Raw genomic sequence first — 17,756 nt, 5'->3', positions numbered from 1 at the left:
TATTAGGCTCCTGTAAAGGTCAAATAGTCATTGGTATTAAAACCGACAATAAAGCGGTTATCTGATGAGACAAGAATAGGGCGCTTAATGATAGCGGGTTTATCTAACATCAGTGAAATAGCGGAGGTAACATCCGTGATTGCATTTTTTTCTTCATCAGATAATTGGCGCCAAGTTGTTCCTCTTTTATTCACAAGTGTCTGCCAATCTAAGTTTTCTGTAAAGGTGCGTAATAATGCTTCCGTCAAACCCTCTTTGCGGTAATCATGAAACGCGTAAGGAACATGATTATCATCTAGCCATTTACGTGCTTTTTTGATTGTATCGCAATTTTTTATGCCGTACATGGTATATGTCAGGTTTGTCGTGGACATGATATTTTCCTTATATGACAATACGTAATATTAGTATTGATGAGAATGAGTGTTATACAATTTCAAAATAACAGCTTTTGTTGTAGTGAAAAATCCTATTTACATTATAAAATATATCGGATATTAAACTGTCACGTTAGTGTAACGAATTGTGTAGCGTAGAGTAATACAAATACGAATAAAGATTTCCGTTGGTAAAAGAGAATATGAAAAGTATTTCACTGAGTCTTATATTACTTTTACTTTCTTCTTTTAGCTGGGCAGATGAAGAAAATGACAGTCAAAAAGTTGATGAGTATAAAATAGCCTTAGAAGCTTTTTTTAACAGTGATTATTTATTGTGTTTGGGCGAAGGGAAATGGCCTGTATATAGCAATGAAGATGATGCACCTTGGGTGTTAGAAAGAATGCATGCATTAGTTGAGGCTGGATTAATTGAACAAACAGCAAATGGAGAAGAATGGGTGTTCAATCTCAGTGAAAAAGGACGCACAGCGTGGCAACCTTACCAAGACTTCTGCTATGGTCATCTGTTTATTAGCCAAATAAAAGAGATCCAACCGATAGGATCAGGTAAAAGTAAAATTTATTTCTATTATGGTGTAAAAGGCATTCCTTCATGGGCAACTAATGAGGAAATACAATCCGCTTTTAGTGAACTTGATATTGTCATAAATGGAATTAATCGGGAGCTCTATCAGTTAAATATTGAAAAAATGCCAGATAACCATTTTAAAGTATTAAGTTACCCTGTTCCTATTGAGTAATGAATGACTTAATACATTTTTAAGCAAAATATTCAATAATAACTCTGATTACCCCGACCCAGTGTCGGGGTAAACGTTTAATACTGGTGCTTAATAAGAATAAGACTAGCAGCTAAACGAGAAGTAACTTGCAGTTTCTTTAAAATGTTACGAATGTGAACTTTTACTGTTTCTTCAGAAATAAATAAGTTTTCAGCAATCTGCTTGTTTTTCATACCAACTGACACTTCATGAAGGACATCAAGTTCTCTTTTTGTAAGAGCTGAAAGTGGATCAGAATAGTTTTGTCTAAGTTGGATATATTGCCAAACTCGCTCGCTATAAACAGGATGCCCAACAGCCGCTTTACGCAAGCTTAGTAACAGCATATCTAATTCACATTCTTTTAAAAGATAACCGTTTGCGCCTGCATCCAACGCAGCATAAACATCGTTGCGTGAATCAGAAACGGATAAAACAAGAACGTAAGATGTTAAACCAGAACGTCGAAGTGTCCGAATAGTATCAATACCTGAACGCCCTTGTAGGTTTAAATCCATCATAATTAAATCTGGATTTAATTGTTTTGCAGCGGTTACAGCCTCTTGAGCATTGCCACTTTCGCTTACTACGACAAAATCCTTGTCTTTTTCTAACAATAGCCGTAATCCATATCTCATGATAGGGTGATCATCCACTATCATAATTGAGTAGCTAGGCATAACCCCTCTCCCTAAAAAAAAATAATAATGTGCGTAATCTTTCCAAAAGTAGAAAATAAAAAAGTAAATTCCAAATGAGGAATAAAAATTAGAATCAGACATCTTATTAAAACAATAAGAAAATAAAATTGACGGTTGGCAATATTACACCAATTATTGTTACGGGTAAAAAAGAAAATAACCAAAACGCCTAACAAAAAATCTAATTCTATAAAATCTTTATAGTTACAATGAGTTGTGTAGAAATGAGCCTATTTAAAAAATAATCAACAAGCGAAAATAGTTATTGTTTTTTTAAACAATATAAAAAATTTAATTATTTTAAATGTTAATTTAATATCTGATAAATAATAAACAAATATTGTCTTTTTTCTGTTCGAGTTTATTACAGTGGGGAAAATTAAACGACGTTAATAATATACCTACAACTAGGTATTAATTGTATATAACAAATTTAGAGTGTGTTGACCTTTGATAGTCAGTTTTTATTCGCATTAAAATGAGTAAAACGCCTTTTAATCGAACCCAAAGGGCTGTTTTTTATGGTTGTTTTTATTTTAAGTGATCACTATTAATATCATTTAATGCCTAAAAGGGCTGAGTGGGTTGTTTTATAAGCTTTTGTAGCGATAAAAATCAGCAAAAAAGATCAGTGCGTTCTTGCTTACTAAATTGAAAAAAGTGTCGGAGCCGTCATGATTTAACGCTCCATTACCATTATACTAACGAAGCCCTTACCCTATTGATACAAAGGATATGAAGATGGAAGACAAATTAAAACAAAGCGCTCTAGATTTTCATGAATTTCCCGTACCAGGCAAAATCACAGTAACACCTACAAAACCGTTAATTACCCAACGTGACTTAGCATTAGCTTATTCGCCGGGTGTTGCAGCACCTTGTTTAGAAATTGCAGCTGATCCTCTTGCTGCTTATCGCTATACCGCTAAAGGTAACCTTGTTGGGGTGATTTCAAATGGTACAGCAGTGCTTGGACTTGGAAATATTGGGGCCTTAGCCGGTAAGCCTGTAATGGAAGGTAAAGGCGTTTTGTTTAAGAAGTTTTCTGGTGTTGATGTTTTTGACATTGAAGTTAATGAAACGGACCCTGATAAACTTGTTGATATTATTGCTTCATTAGAACCTACTTTTGGTGGTATTAACCTCGAAGATATTAAAGCACCAGAGTGTTTCTACATTGAGAAAAAATTGCGCGAGAGAATGAATATCCCTGTTTTCCATGATGATCAACATGGTACAGCAATTATCTCAACCGCGGCGATCCTCAATGGTCTACGTATTATTCGAAAAGATATCAGTAAAGTAAAATTAGTGGTATCAGGGGCAGGTGCAGCTTCTATCGCTTGTATGAATCTATTAGTCGCTTTAGGGCTAACACGTGAAAATATCACCGTATGTGACTCAAAAGGAGTTATCTACCGTGGTCGTGAAGCTAATATGGCAGAAACCAAAGCAGCCTATGCGATTGAAGACAATGGTACGCGCACATTAGATGATGTTATTAACAATGCTGATATCTTCTTAGGTTGTTCAGGGCCTGGTGTATTAACACAAGAAATGGTTAAAAAAATGGCGCGTGATCCACTTATTCTTGCGCTTGCAAATCCAGAGCCTGAAATTTTACCACCACTAGCAAAAGCGGTACGTTCTGATGCAATCATCTGTACAGGTCGTTCGGACTACCCAAATCAGGTTAATAACGTATTGTGTTTCCCATTCATTTTCCGTGGCGCCTTAGACGTTGGTGCGACTGCGATTAATGAAGAGATGAAACTCGCGTGTGTACATGCTATTGCAGAGCTTGCACTGGCAGAGCAAAACGAAGAAGTCGCTTCAGCGTATGGTGATCAAGAGCTCTCTTTTGGTCCAGAGTACATTATTCCAAAACCGTTTGATCCACGCTTAATTGTAAAAATTGCACCAGCAGTTGCAAAAGCGGCAATGGATTCGGGTGTCGCAACACGCCCAATTGAAGATTTCTCGGTTTATATCGAACATCTTAATGAGTTTGTTTATAAAACTAACTTATTTATGAAACCTATTTTCTCTCAAGCAAAAAAAGAGAAAAAACGCATTGTGTTAGCTGAAGGTGAAGAAAACCGCGTATTACATGCCACACAAGAACTCGTTACATTAGGTTTAGCAACTCCAATCTTAATTGGTCGCCCTAGTGTAATTGAGATGCGTATTCAAAAACTAGGCTTACATATTCAAGCGGGCAAAGATTTTGAAGTAGTGAACAATGAAAATGACCCACGTTTCAAAGAATATTGGCAAGAATATCACCAAATTATGAAACGTCGTGGTGTTTCTCAAGAACAAGCTCGTCGCGCAATGATTGGTAATCCAACGCTTATAGGTGCCATTATGGTGCGTAGAGGTGAAGCGGATGGCTTGATTTGCGGTACAGTAGGGAGCTATGCAGAGCACTTCGAAATCTATAAAAATGTATTTGGTTTACGTGAAGGTATGGAAACGGCAGGAGCAATGAATGCACTGTTATTGCCAAGCGGTAATACTTTCATTACAGATACTTACGTTAATGAAGATCCAACAGCCGAACAACTGGCGGATATTACTCTGATGGCAGCGGACACCATTCGTCGCTTTGGTATTGAACCAAAAGCCGCGCTAGTTTCTCGCTCAAGTTTTGGTTCTTTTGATAGTCCATCATCAATTAAACTCAGAAAAGCGTTAGAAATTATCAAACAACGCGCACCTGAATTAGAAATTGATGGTGAAATGCATGCTGATGCGGCATTAGTAGAGTCTATTCGCCGTGATGTGATGCCTGATAGCCCATTAAAAGGCTCTGCGAATTTACTTATTATGCCAACAATGGAAGCAGCACGTATTAGTTATAACTTATTACGAGTAACTAGTTCTGATGGTGTGACTGTGGGGCCTGTTTTAATGGGGGTCGCTAAACCAGCTCATATTTTAACGCCAATTGCATCAGTACGTCGTATCGTAAATATGGTGGCATTAGCTGTTGTCGAAGCGCAAGCACAATCATAAAATTAATTGTTAATAATCAAATTGTTTTACACATAAAGCGCCTTTTATCAGGCGCTTTTTTTATGCCATTGAAATGGATATAAAAGCACTAAATGCAAATAAATATAAGAATGATATTGATAATTGTTATTAATGACATTAACCTATGCGCTCAACTAAAATAGGTATATATAACTATAGGACGATTATGTTTTTCTCAATATCAAAAAGGATCTTACTATTAGTTTCATTAATAAGTCTTTCAGCTTGTCATTCAATAGAAAAGCAACCTGTATCAACTGTAGATCTGACAATTATTCAGTCGGCAAACATTATTGATACTCAAACTGGGCAATCTATCACGGCAGATACATTGCTAACACGGTTAGCAAGCCAATCACGTGTGATCATTGGTGAAAAACATGACAATGCTTATCATCATGATATTGAATATTGGTTAATGACAGAACTACCTAAAAAGCGCCCTCAAGGCGCTGTTTTACTCGAGATGTTAACACCAAGCCAGCAATCCTTAGTTGATAATACAAAGAAACGTTATTCAGGTTCTGAATATCTACGGGATGAACGCCTAATGGCGGCATTAAAATGGAATTCAGGCTGGCCTTGGAAATGGTATGGCAATATTGTTAAAGCCGGGCTAAGCGCTGATTATCCTTTATTAGCTGCCAATATTGATCGCAGTGAAATATCTAGTGCGTATAAAAATCCGCCTATTATTGAAGGTGTACATTCAACTGATGCATCTGTTCGTCAACTTATTCAAAAAACAATCGAACTTTCTCATGGCGGTGCGCTTGATAAAACACAAGCAGAAAAAATGACGGTTATTCAGCAATTGCGAGATCGTGCAATGGCGAAAAGTTTATTGGATGCTCCTACGCCTGCACTTTTAATTGCTGGCTCTTTTCATGCCACAAAAATAATGGGTGTACCTTTACACGTTGCTGATTTAGCGCCGAATGAAAACGTGACAGTCGTGATAATGACAGAAGAGGGAAGTGATATCACTCCAGTTCATGCCGATTATCTTTGGATAACACCTGCTGCATTACCTTAATTTATTGATAACACGATTATGCTTATTTCCTCTTGTATGGATCAAATGCCAAAATTTCAGCTTTGCAGTTCTAAAGCGTTAATTTTGGCTATCGGTGTACACGCTGTTTTTGTCATGGCTTATTTTTTTCTCAATAAAGAAAATACGGTATTAATACAAGAGCCTGAATTAGCTGTAATGATGAGCTTAAGTGAAAATGTACAAGCGCTCAGTGATGAAAAACAGATTGTAGGGGTCGATCAACAACTGGCAGTGGCAAGCCAAAAAAAGGTAGAGCAAGATATTGCTGAAAAGCAGCCTGATCTTATTGTGAATGAAAATGCTGATATTTTGATCGAAAAACCCAAAAAAAGGGTTAATGTAGAGCAAACTGCTAAAGTAACTCCTGTTACCTCTCCTGTAAAACCGGCACCGATTATGAGTGAAAATGTGTCTAGCCAATCAGCACCTTCAAGTAGTCGTTCCGCAGCGAGACAGCAATCTAATGATGTTAGTGCAAATTATGACAGTGATTCGGATAGTTCAGAAAGCGCATTAGCATTATGGCAAGCTAAAACAAAAGGACACCTTAATCGCTATAAAGCCTATCCTGAAGAAGCAAAAAGCAAAGGCAGAACGGGGATTTCTAAAGTGCGCTTTATTGTTGATGAACAAGGTTATGTCATATCGAGTGAATTAATTCTCAGTAGTGGCGTGCGTTCTTTAGATAGAGAAGCACAAAGAGTACTCAAACGTGCTGAGCCCTTACCGATACCGCCAATGGAGTTATTGTCGAAAGGTAAAATAATGGTTGAAATGCCAATTGAGTTTTCTACACTAACGTTCTAACGACAGGTTAAAAAGGAAATAAAACGTTATGCTAGTCGCAACAAAAAAACGGATGACGTTGCAATTAACGAGTGCGATCATGGCTTTGTTAATTTCAACAACACCTGCATTGGCTCAAAATCAAAAGGACTCCCTAGTGATGCCACCAAAAGCGAATAAAGTGCCTCATGTGATGACAGAACATGGCGATGCACGTACCGATAATTATTATTGGCTAAGAGATGATTCACGCAAAGATCCTAAAGTGCTTGATTATCTTAATGCTGAAAACGCCTATACCGAATCTGTAATGAAAGAAGGTAAGGCATTAGAAGAAACACTCTTTAATGAAATGGTGAGCCGCATGGCTCAAAATGATGAGTCAGTGCCTTACATTTATAATGGCTATACTTATCGTACTATTTACCAAGAAGGTAAAGATTTCCCTATTTATCAGCGTAAGCCAGTTAATAGCGAGAGTGAATGGGAAGTTCTGGTTGATGGAAACGAACGTGCTAAAGGGCATGAGTTTTATCAATTAGGTGATCTGACTATCAGCCCAGATAACAAACGTATAGCGATTGCTGAAGATAAAGAAGGGCGCAGAAACTATAATGTTGCCTATAAAGATTTGTCAGATAACACATGGAAAGAGAATGTGTTGACTAATATCTCAGCAAACTTAGTGTGGGCAAATGATAGCAAAACACTATTTTATGTTGATAAAGATCCGCAAACGCTACTACCTTATCAAATTTATCGCCATCAATATGGCACTGATCGCAAACAAGACGTCAAAATCTTTGAAGAAAACGACGATCGCTTTTATACATGGATGGGTAAAAGCAAATCTGAAGATTACATTCTTGTCTCTATTGAAAGCTCAACAACCTCAGAGTCTCGCTTAATTGATGCAAATGCACCAGAAAAACCGATGGTTATTTTCTCTGCACGTCAAGAAGGGCGCGAATATGATATCGACCATTTTAATGGTGAATTTTATATTCGTTCGAATCATGAGAGTGAATTGTTTGGTCTTTATAAAACAGCATCAATCGATAAACCTTGGAAAACCGTCATTGCGCCACAAAAAGATGTCGATTTAGAAGGTTTTGATCTGTTTAATCGCTGGTTGGTTGTGGAAGAAAGAAAACAAGGCTTAGTATCATTACGCCAAATTGATTGGAAAACAGGTCAATCAACTAATGTCACGTTTGACGATCCCGTTTATATGGCATGGTTAGGATTTAACCCTCAAGCAGATAGTGAAGAGCTTCGCTTTGGTTATACATCCATGACAACACCATCTTCAACTTATCAATGGAATATGCAAACACATCAAAAGCAACTGCTTAAACAACAAGAAGTGAAAGGCTTTGAACGTGATTTGTATGAAAGTGAGCGCATTTGGGTAAAAGCACAAGATGGTGTTGAAGTTCCCGCATCATTGGTTTATCGCAAAGACTTATTTAAGAAAGGCGAAAATCCTATCTTAATTTATGGTTATGGCTCTTACGGTAGTAGTATTGATCCATCATTTAGCTCACCTCGTTTAAGTTTGTTAGATAGAGGTTTTGTCTATGCGATTGTTCACGTACGTGGTGGTGGTGAATTAGGTAAACGTTGGTACAACCAAGGCAAAATGGAACATAAAGTTAATACTTTTACTGACTTTATTGATGCCACTAAATATCTAATTGCCGAAGGTTATGGAGCACCTAAACATGTTTACGCAATGGGTGGCAGTGCCGGCGGTTTATTAATGGGCGCTGTTGTGAATATGGCACCAGAATTATACCGTGGTGTTGTATCTCAAGTTCCATTTGTTGACGTTGTGACAACAATGCTCGATGCTTCAATTCCATTAACGACAGGGGAATATGAAGAGTGGGGAAATCCTGCCGATAAAGACGTTTATTTCCGCTTAAAATCATATAGCCCATACGATAATGTTGTTGCTAAGGCTTATCCTCATTTATTAGTCACTACAGGATTACATGATTCACAAGTACAATATTGGGAGCCTGCAAAGTGGGTTGCTAAATTACGTGAATTAAAAACAGATAATAATCTATTATTACTTGATACTAATATGAGTGCAGGACACGGCGGTAAATCAGGACGTTTTAATCGTTTACGTGATACTGCAAAAGAATATGCTTTTATTCTGATGTTAGAACAACCGAAAGTTTATTTTAAAGCTCAAAATATTAACTAGATTAGTATGTAATAACAAATAAATTTAATAAAATTAGCCTGTCTCTCTTTAAGAGAGACAGTGCTATTATTTAAGTTGATATAACAATAATAATATTATTTCTTATTTTTTGTTTTTTATATAAAGCAAAGTGAGCCTATTTAAATAAAAATAAAGAATAGGTTTATTATGAAATTTACAAGGAAAATACTTAGCACTCTTATATTATTTTCGGGTGTTAATCATCTTGTCATCGCATCTGAAACAGATAAAGCAGTTCAATTTAGTAGTTTAAAAGTCTCATCAGCACAAAAAGAAACACCAGAACAAAAAGCATTGGGAAAACCGGGTGCTTATAGCTCTATTGGTGAAATTAATAATCTCGAATCAGTTGAACAAACATTACGCTCAACGCCAGGTACGTATACTCAAATGGATGTAAGCCAACCTGGTGTTAGTGTCAATATTCGCGGGCTTAGTGGTTTTGGTCGCGTTAATATGATGGTGGATGGTGTCACACAAACGATGTATAGCACATCACCTAGTCAATATGCTCATGGTGCACAACCTTATAATCAATTTAATACGATGATTGATCCGAATTTTATTATTAAAATTGATATTTCTCGCGGTCAACAAGATGGTGAAAATAGCATCAATGCTTTAGCAGGTAGCGCTAATTTTAAAACAATTGGTGTCGAGGATATTTTATTTGAAGGGAATTCATGGGGAGTAAGAAGTAAAGCCGCTGGTGGTACAAATGGTTTAGGTTATAACGGCATGGTTGCCTTTGCCGGACAACGCTCATTATTTAATGATAATGGTACTGTTGGTGCAATGCTTGCGTTAAGCGGGCATAAAATAGAGTCGTCTTATAAAAATGGCGCAGGTTTTAATAGTGAAGAATTTGCGACAAGTAAAGAATTTAATCAAAGACCCCACTCAGAACTGACTAAAATAAATATTAAACCCAATGATTCTCATGAACTAGAATTAAGTGGTCGTTTTTATAACAACGATTTTAATCGTCGCAAAATTGATGCCAAAGATTATTATGCAAAATATCGCTATACACCATTAAATGATTTATTTGATAGTGAAGTTCTGCTTAGTCACAGCCAAGCATCACAAAAATTTGAGGGTGATTCTCTTGTGAGTTTACGAGAAGCAAATGCCAAAAATATATCTGATTCATTAGTGGCGAAAAATACCAGTCGCTTTAATTATGGTGAATTAGATATGGCATTAACGCTTGGCTCTAAATTAATGTCAACAGAATACAAACGTAGTGTTATCGCGCCTTCTACTGATCCGAGGCAATCACAAAATATGGTTGAATATAACTCCTTTGCACCTCAAGGAAAAAATGATTTAACCAGTTTCTTTTCACAAATGAAATTTGAATACGATATTTATACTCTCGATCTAAATTTAAATTATGTGGATTATCATATTAAAGGGCGTAAACCTGCTTGTGATCCAACCGCTGCTTGCTTCCCTGAAGGTGAAATGAATGTTAATCGTCATGATAGAAATTGGGAGCCGGGAATGCTACTTTCCGCTGAAATTATTCCTGAATTTCAGCCGTTTGTTAGCTATGCACAAACAATGAGAGCACCTACCTCACAAGAGATCTTCTTTGCTAATGAAGGTGGTGCTTCAATGAATCCATTTTTGAAAAGTGAAAAGGCCGATACCGTTCAAATTGGTTTTAATAGCTATCGCCCAGATTTAATTATTGAAGGTGACAGTTTACGATTTAAAGGATTGTGGTATCACACAAAAATTAAAGATTACATCTCTAGTGATTCTTATTTTGTTTGTAAAGGTGGTGTGCGTTGTAAAAATGACGGCTCTTTAACGACTGAGGATTACGCGGGAATTGAATATGATGGCAATATTTTCCTCTATACCAATAGCCTTGAGCCTGTAACTTTACGTGGTTATGAACTTCAAGCAAATTATGATGCAGGGGTATTTTACACAAACCTTTCTTATAGCGATCAGCGCACATCTCAACCGACTTCGATTGCCAGTACTGATTTTGGGCAAACACCTGCCTCTGAGTTACCTAAATATTATGCCTCTATTGATACAGGTGTTCGCTTCTTTGATGACCAGTCATTAGAATTAGGTACTGTGATCCAAATCACAGGAAAATCGCGTAAATCTTCACCTGAAGGTGTTGATTCTGATACGGGCAAAGTCCCTATGGTGCAACAAGATAATATCCCAACGGTTATTGATCTTTATAGTAACTATAAAATTAATAAAAATATTTCTTTGAAATTTGCGGTGCATAATTTAATGAATAAAAACTATTCTAATGCGCTTGATAGAAGTAATTCAGCACCAATGATGCAAGATCCAGGAAGTAATACTCAAACTGCTCGAGGACGAAGCTACCTTTTTGCAGGAGAGGTGCGTTTTTAATATAACGTAATGATTATTTTAAAATATAAATAATAAAAAAACGGCACCAATATTATTTTGATGCCGTTTTCTTTTGTATTTATATAAATCTTAAATTACTTGATCTGACCTAATCGTTATTTTTAGCAGTTGCTTTGCGTTTTGCTCTTATCTTTTGTGTTTTTACCACTTCACTGGTGATCCAACCATCTTCAACACGTGTTTTTAATGGATCGCCCACTTTCACTTGTTTGGTGTTTTTCAGAACTTCTCCAGACTCTGTTTCGCTAATACTGTAACCGCGAGAAAGTGTTGCGAGAGGACTCACACTTTCTAAACGAGAACAACTAATAGCGAACTGTTCACGTTGACGAGATAGCTGTTGTGCAATACTTTCTCGCATACGGTAAATCAGCAGCTGTTGTTGACGAAGTAATGTTTGAATTTGGGAACTAGGTTCTTGGTAATTAAGGCGTTTTTGTAGTTGTGTTTGTTGATGTTGTTTGGCTTGTAATAATCGCTGAAAACTAGAAACTAAACGCTGTTGTGTTGAAGCCAATGCATTTTGCTGACGAGCAAGGCGTAAATGAGGATGCTGTTGCTGTAAACGGTGATGAAGTTGTGTTATTGAGCGTAATTTTTTTGCTAAGTAGTAATCCATTGCCATTTCAAGGCGTTGTTGTTGTGATTGCAATTGGCGCAATAGCTCAAGCTTGTTACGGCTGATTAGTTCTGCTGCTGCAGAAGGTGTTGGCGCCCTAAGGTCAGCAATAAAATCAGCTATGGTTACATCAGTTTCATGACCAACCGCACTTACAATAGGAATTTCACTGGCAAAAATAGCACGGGCAACGCGTTCATCATTAAAAGCCCAGAGATCTTCTAATGAACCACCGCCACGGCCAACAATTAAGACGTCACACTCTTTACGGCGGTTAGCAAGTTCAATAGCACGAACAATTTGCATAGGTGCTTCAGCGCCTTGAACGGCAGTTGGATAGATAAGTACGGGTAAAGAGGGATCACGACGACGAAGAATATTTAAAATGTCGTGTAGTGCAGCGCCTGTTGATGAAGTGATAACACCAATTTGTTTTGCAGGTGATGGCAGGGGATTTTTATGAATAGCATCAAATAAACCTTCTGCACTGAGTTTTTGTTTTAATAGCTCAAACTGTTGTTGTAAAAGCCCGTCACCAGCAGGTTGCATACTCTCAACAATCAATTGGTAATCACCTCGTGGCTCATACAATGTGATTGTTGCTCGCACTAAGACTTGCTGACCGTGTTGAGGACGGAAAGTGACTTTGCTATTTTGTCCACGAAACATCGCAGCTCTGATTTGGGCGTTAGTATCTTTTAACGTAAAATACCAGTGACCAGAAGAGGGTTGAGTAAAATTGGAAATTTCAGCGCTGATCCAAATGCGACCCATTTCCATTTCTAATAATTGGCGAACGGTCTTATTTAGACGGCTAACAGTAAAAATATTATTGTTTATTGGTAGTGTCATGTGAGCCAGATCAAATTTTAAAACAAAGACTTAATTGATTGATACTACCTAAGTTTGCGGCAGGATCAATAAAAATTTTGAAAAAAAGCTAGAAGCAACCGATTACGGTGTGTATAATTCCGCGGCAATATTTTCTATTTCCTAAAAGCCGCCTTGGTGAGATATTGCTATGTTACGAATTAAAAAAGAAGCACTTACATTTGATGATGTTTTGTTAGTTCCTGCACACTCCACTGTTCTTCCTAATACTGCCGACTTGTCTACTCAACTGACTGAAACAATCCGCCTAAATGTTCCTATGCTTTCTGCTGCAATGGATACTGTGACTGAAGCGCCTTTAGCTATCGCATTAGCTCAAGAAGGTGGAATTGGTTTTATCCACAAAAACATGTCTATTGAACGCCAAGCTGAAGAAGTTCGCCGCGTGAAAAAACATGAAAGTGGTGTTGTCACTGATCCTATCACCGTAACACCAGAAACTTCTTTACGTGAAGTTCAAGCAATGACTGAACGCAATGGCTTTGCGGGTTATCCTGTTGTGACTAATGATAACGAATTAGTTGGTATTATTACCGGCCGTGATGTTCGTTTTGTGACTGATTTAGACCAACCTGTTACTGCGGTAATGACACCTAAAGAACGCTTAGTGACAGTACAAGAAGGTGAAGCACGCGATATCGTTATGCAAAAAATGCATGAAAAACGTGTAGAAAAAGCGCTAGTGGTTGATAACCACTTCCACCTGAAAGGTATGATCACAGTAAAAGACTTCAAAAAAGCAGAACGCAAACCTAATGCTTGTAAAGACGAACATGGTCGTTTACGTGTTGGTGCTGCTGTTGGTGCGGGTGCTGGTAATGAAGAGCGCGTGGCTGCATTAGTTGCTGCTGGCGTTGATGTTTTACTTATTGACTCTTCTCACGGTCATTCTGAAGGCGTACTACAACGTATTCGTGATACTCGTGCTTTATATCCTAACTTACCTATTATTGGTGGTAATGTTGCAACCGCAGAAGGTGCTTTAGCATTAGCGGATGCTGGTGTAAGCGCGGTTAAAGTAGGTATCGGCCCAGGCTCAATTTGTACAACACGTATCGTAACAGGCGTTGGTGTACCGCAAATTACCGCTATTGCAGATGCGGTAGAAGCACTAAAAGATCGCAATATTCCTGTTATTGCTGATGGCGGTATTCGTTTCTCTGGTGATATTGCGAAAGCATTAGCAGCGGGCGCGGCTTGCGTTATGGTTGGTTCAATGTTTGCAGGTACGGAAGAATCCCCAGGTGAAATTGAACTGTTCCAAGGTCGCTCTTATAAATCATACCGTGGTATGGGTTCATTAGGTGCAATGTCTAAAGGTTCATCAGACCGTTATTTCCAAACTGATAATGCCGCAGACAAATTAGTACCAGAAGGTATTGAAGGCCGTGTTGCTTATAAAGGCTTATTGAAAACCATCGTTCACCAACAAATGGGTGGTTTACGTTCATGCATGGGCTTAACAGGTTGCGCAACTATTAAAGAATTAAATACTAAAGCTGAATTTGTTCGCATCAGTGGTGCGGGTATTCAGGAAAGCCATGTTCATGATGTTACTATCACAAAAGAATCACCTAATTATCGCTTAGGTATGTAATTTATTCCGAGAAAGGCTTGTGGTAATAATACAGAGCAAGCCTTTCAACTTTATGACTTTATCTGTTTTGGAATTCACCACAAATGACAGCAAATATCCATAATCATCGCATTCTTATCCTTGATTTCGGTTCACAGTATACGCAGCTTATTGCTCGTCGTATTCGTGAAATCGGTGTTTATTGTGAACTCTGGGCATGGGATGTAACCGAAGAGCAAATTCGTGAATTTAATCCTAATGGTATTATTTTGTCTGGTGGTCCTGAAAGTACGACAGAAGATAACAGCCCTCGTGCACCAGAATACGTATTTAATGCCGGCGTTCCTGTATTAGGTATTTGCTATGGCATGCAAACGATGTCGATGCAATTAGGTGGCGATGTCGAAGTTTCTGGTGAGCGTGAATTTGGTTATTCACAAGTTGAAATTCGTGAGACTTGTGCGTTATTCCGCGATATTCAAGATTCAGTAAGTGAAGATGGCAAACCATTATTAGATGTATGGATGAGCCATGGCGACAAAGTAACCGCTATCCCTTCAGATTTTATCACAGTAGCAAGCACTGAAACCTGCCCGTTTGCTATTATGGCCAATGAAGAAAAACGCTTCTATGGCGTTCAATTCCATCCAGAAGTAACACATACTCACCAAGGTTTAGCGATTTTAAAACGTTTTGTTTTGGATATCTGTGGTTGTGATGCGTTGTGGACTTCTGCCGCAATTATTGAAGACACAGTTGCTCGTTTAAAAGAGCAAATTGGTGATGATCACGTTATTTTAGCGTTATCAGGCGGTGTTGACTCATCAGTAACTGCATTATTGTTAAACCGTGCAATTGGTAAGCGTTTAACCTGCGTATTTGTTGATAACGGCTTATTGCGTCTAAATGAAGCAGAGCAAGTCATGGAAATGTTTAAAGGTAAATTTGACCTAAATATTATCCATGTTGAAGCGGAAGAACGTTTCTTAACTGCACTGAAAGGCGAAAACGATCCAGAGAAAAAACGTAAAATCATTGGTCATTCTTTTATTGAAATTTTCGATGAAGAAGCACTTAAACAGCCACAAGTTAAATGGTTAGCACAAGGCACTATTTACCCAGATGTAATTGAATCAGCCGCATCAGCAACAGGTAAAGCCCATGTGATTAAATCACACCATAATGTGGGTGGTTTACCTGATGACATGAAACTGGGTTTAGTTGAACCATTAAAAGAGCTGTTTAAAGATGAAGTGCGTAAAATTGGCCTAGAGTTAGGTTTACCTTACGATATGCTTTATCGTCATCCATTCCCAGGCCCTGGTTTAGGGGTTCGTGTTTTAGGTGAGATCAAAAAAGAGTACTGTGATTTATTACGCCGTGCTGATGCTATCTTTATTGAAGAACTACATAAAGCTGACTTATATAACAAAGTAAGCCAAGCATTTACCGTATTCTTACCTGTGCGTTCAGTCGGTGTTATGGGTGATGGTCGTAAATATGACTGGGTTGTTTCATTACGTGCAGTTGAAACTGTGGACTTTATGACTGCGCATTGGGCACATTTGCCGTATGACTTCTTAGGTCGTGTTTCTAACCGCATTATCAATGAAGTAGGCGGAATTTCCCGTGTTGTTTATGATATTAGCGGTAAGCCACCAGCAACAATTGAGTGGGAATAATCCCCCAATAAGAATCAGCTGGCACTGACTGGCAAAATAATGACTTAAGCCCATGTAAAAGTGGGCTTTTTTGTTTTTATGGCTTGTTGTATCTGGCACTGATTAGCAGCGTCAAGCACAAGTTGAATGGGGTATTAAAGTTGGTATTATCGCATGCAGATGCCATGAACACTGACTGATACCATGCGATAGTTTTTGATCCTCTCATGGTATTAAAAATAAGTAATTGTTTGTTTTTAAAGGAATTGAATCATAGTTTCCTACGGTTGTTTTATATGGTATCGAAACGTTAAAAAAGGATGAAAATGAATGCTGACTGATACCAAACTGAGAAATTTAAAACCGAAAGAAAAGCTCTATAAAGTGAATGACAGAGATGGGCTGTATGTCGCTGTAATGCCTGCTGGCTCTGTCTCTTTTCGTTATAATTACGCTATTAATGGCAGACAGGAAACGGTAACTTTTGGTCGTTATGGTATTGGAGGGATTACTTTAGCTGAAGCCAGAGAGCGGCTAGGGGAAGCTAAAAGAATGGTGACAGATGGTAAGTCCCCAGCTAAAGAAAAAGCCAGAGATAAAGCGAGAATTAAAGGTGCTGAAACATTTGGTGCATGGGCTGAAAAGTGGCTTCGTGGCTATCAGATGGCAGATTCTACACGGGATATGCGGCGATCAGTTTATACCAGAGAACTCAAGGGAAAATTTGGCAACCAAAAGTTAAATGAAATCACACACGAAGACTTACGGGCGATCACTGACACTATTGTTGAACGTGGTGCACCAGCGACTGGGGTTCATGCACGAGAAATCGTACTTCAGGTTTATCGCTGGGCGATTGAACGAGGCCAGAAGGTAGAAAATCCAGCAGATTTAGTGAGGCCTGCAAGTATTGCTAAATTTGAACCCAGAGATCGCTCGTTAACGGCAGGTGAAATTGGTTTGATGTACCGCAATCTTGAGAAGGTTGGGACAACGCCCTCAATTCGGGTAGCTGTAAAACTGTTATTGTTAACAATGGTACGTAAAAGTGAGTTAACGAATGCCACCTGGAGTGAAATTAATTTCAGTGAAGCAATTTGGACAATCCCAAAAGAGCGAATGAAACGTCGTAATCCGCATTTGGTTTTCCTGTCACGTCAGGTGATGGATATTTTAGTTGCCTTAAAAACCTTTGCAGGCGGTTCTGATTTTATTCTACCATCGCGCTATGATTCAGATGCGCCAATGAGTAGCGCAACAATGAATCGGGTACTGGATCTCACCTATAAAGCCGCACAAAAAGACGGGCACGACCTTGCTAAATTTGGACCTCACGATTTACGCAGAACAGCGAGTACATTGTTGCATGAAGCTGACTATAACACAGATTGGATAGAGAAGTGTCTGGCGCATGAACAGAAAGGGGTTAGGGCAGTGTACAATAAGGCAGAGTACCGTGAGCAGCGCACCGCTATGTTGCAGGATTGGGCTGATATGATAGATGGGTGCACTTTAGATATTCGAAAATAACCATTTATAGGTGTGTTAAAAAGACGATTATAATAAGTGATGGATTGCCAGCTATAACTCTAGGTAATTTAACCGTTGTAGAG

At 38.3% G+C, this 17,756-nt stretch carries 12 protein-coding genes; 9 read left to right on the top strand and 3 right to left on the bottom strand.

Translation table 11 applies throughout. The features are described 5' to 3' along the window. Positions 1-2: 2 nt before the first annotated feature. The gene (locus tag DK866_RS03190) at positions 3-374 is read right to left on the bottom strand and encodes an ArsC family reductase (RefSeq protein WP_072068406.1); all 372 of its coding nucleotides are present in this window, start codon (positions 372-374) and stop codon (positions 3-5) included. A gap of 206 nt (positions 375-580) precedes the next feature. On the opposite strand from DK866_RS03190, the gene DK866_RS03185 reads away from it, so the two are divergent. Continuing rightward, positions 581-1,141, top strand: coding sequence for a hypothetical protein (locus tag DK866_RS03185; protein WP_109407709.1), 561 nt, complete (start codon positions 581-583; stop codon positions 1,139-1,141). A gap of 77 nt (positions 1,142-1,218) precedes the next feature. Here DK866_RS03185 and DK866_RS03180 read toward each other — a convergent pair whose 3' ends face one another. Beyond that, positions 1,219-1,842: a response regulator gene (locus DK866_RS03180; protein ID WP_072068404.1), complete on the bottom strand. Its 624-nt coding sequence runs from the start codon at positions 1,840-1,842 to the stop codon at positions 1,219-1,221. A 762-nt stretch (positions 1,843-2,604) separates the two neighbouring features. Between DK866_RS03180 and maeB the strand changes: the two genes are divergently transcribed. From maeB to DK866_RS03155, 5 genes are all read left to right on the top strand, one after another. Beyond that, complete coding sequence (maeB, locus tag DK866_RS03175) at positions 2,605-4,881, top strand: NADP-dependent oxaloacetate-decarboxylating malate dehydrogenase (protein ID WP_109407708.1); 2,277 nt, start codon at positions 2,605-2,607, stop codon at positions 4,879-4,881. Between the two features lie 187 nt (positions 4,882-5,068). Further along, the gene (locus tag DK866_RS03170; protein ID WP_109407707.1) at positions 5,069-5,938 is read left to right on the top strand and encodes a ChaN family lipoprotein; all 870 of its coding nucleotides are present in this window, start codon (positions 5,069-5,071) and stop codon (positions 5,936-5,938) included. A 45-nt stretch (positions 5,939-5,983) separates the two neighbouring features. Next, positions 5,984-6,766: an energy transducer TonB family protein gene (locus DK866_RS03165; RefSeq protein ID WP_244179646.1), complete on the top strand. Its 783-nt coding sequence runs from the start codon at positions 5,984-5,986 to the stop codon at positions 6,764-6,766. A gap of 28 nt (positions 6,767-6,794) precedes the next feature. Next, entirely contained in the window at positions 6,795-8,963 is a 2,169-nt protein-coding gene (locus DK866_RS03160; RefSeq protein WP_109407705.1) for a S9 family peptidase, read from the top strand. A 168-nt stretch (positions 8,964-9,131) separates the two neighbouring features. Continuing rightward, a complete protein-coding gene (locus DK866_RS03155) occupies positions 9,132-11,375 on the top strand; it encodes a TonB-dependent receptor (protein WP_109407704.1) in 2,244 nt (747 codons plus the stop codon). Positions 11,376-11,484: 109 nt separating this feature from the next. Here the strand turns inward: DK866_RS03155 and xseA are convergent, their stop codons facing one another. Then, complete coding sequence (gene xseA, locus DK866_RS03150; RefSeq protein ID WP_109407703.1) at positions 11,485-12,867, bottom strand: exodeoxyribonuclease VII large subunit; 1,383 nt, start codon at positions 12,865-12,867, stop codon at positions 11,485-11,487. Positions 12,868-13,036: 169 nt separating this feature from the next. Between xseA and guaB the strand changes: the two genes are divergently transcribed. The 3 genes from guaB to DK866_RS03135 all read left to right on the top strand — a co-directional run bounded on the left by guaB (position 13,037) and on the right by DK866_RS03135 (position 17,673). After that, the gene (gene guaB / locus DK866_RS03145; RefSeq protein WP_109398397.1) at positions 13,037-14,503 is read left to right on the top strand and encodes an IMP dehydrogenase; all 1,467 of its coding nucleotides are present in this window, start codon (positions 13,037-13,039) and stop codon (positions 14,501-14,503) included. A gap of 83 nt (positions 14,504-14,586) precedes the next feature. After that, the gene (guaA, locus tag DK866_RS03140; protein WP_109407702.1) at positions 14,587-16,164 is read left to right on the top strand and encodes a glutamine-hydrolyzing GMP synthase; all 1,578 of its coding nucleotides are present in this window, start codon (positions 14,587-14,589) and stop codon (positions 16,162-16,164) included. Between the two features lie 309 nt (positions 16,165-16,473). Further along, the gene (locus tag DK866_RS03135) at positions 16,474-17,673 is read left to right on the top strand and encodes a tyrosine-type recombinase/integrase (RefSeq protein ID WP_109407701.1); all 1,200 of its coding nucleotides are present in this window, start codon (positions 16,474-16,476) and stop codon (positions 17,671-17,673) included. The last annotated feature ends 83 nt before the right edge of the window (positions 17,674-17,756 follow it).

The sequence above is a fragment of the Proteus genomosp. 4 str. ATCC 51469 genome (assembly GCF_003144375.1).
GTDB lineage: Bacteria > Pseudomonadota > Gammaproteobacteria > Enterobacterales > Enterobacteriaceae > Proteus.
Note: the sequence above shows the minus strand (reverse complement) of the source record. Positions and strands in the feature narration are given on the sequence as shown.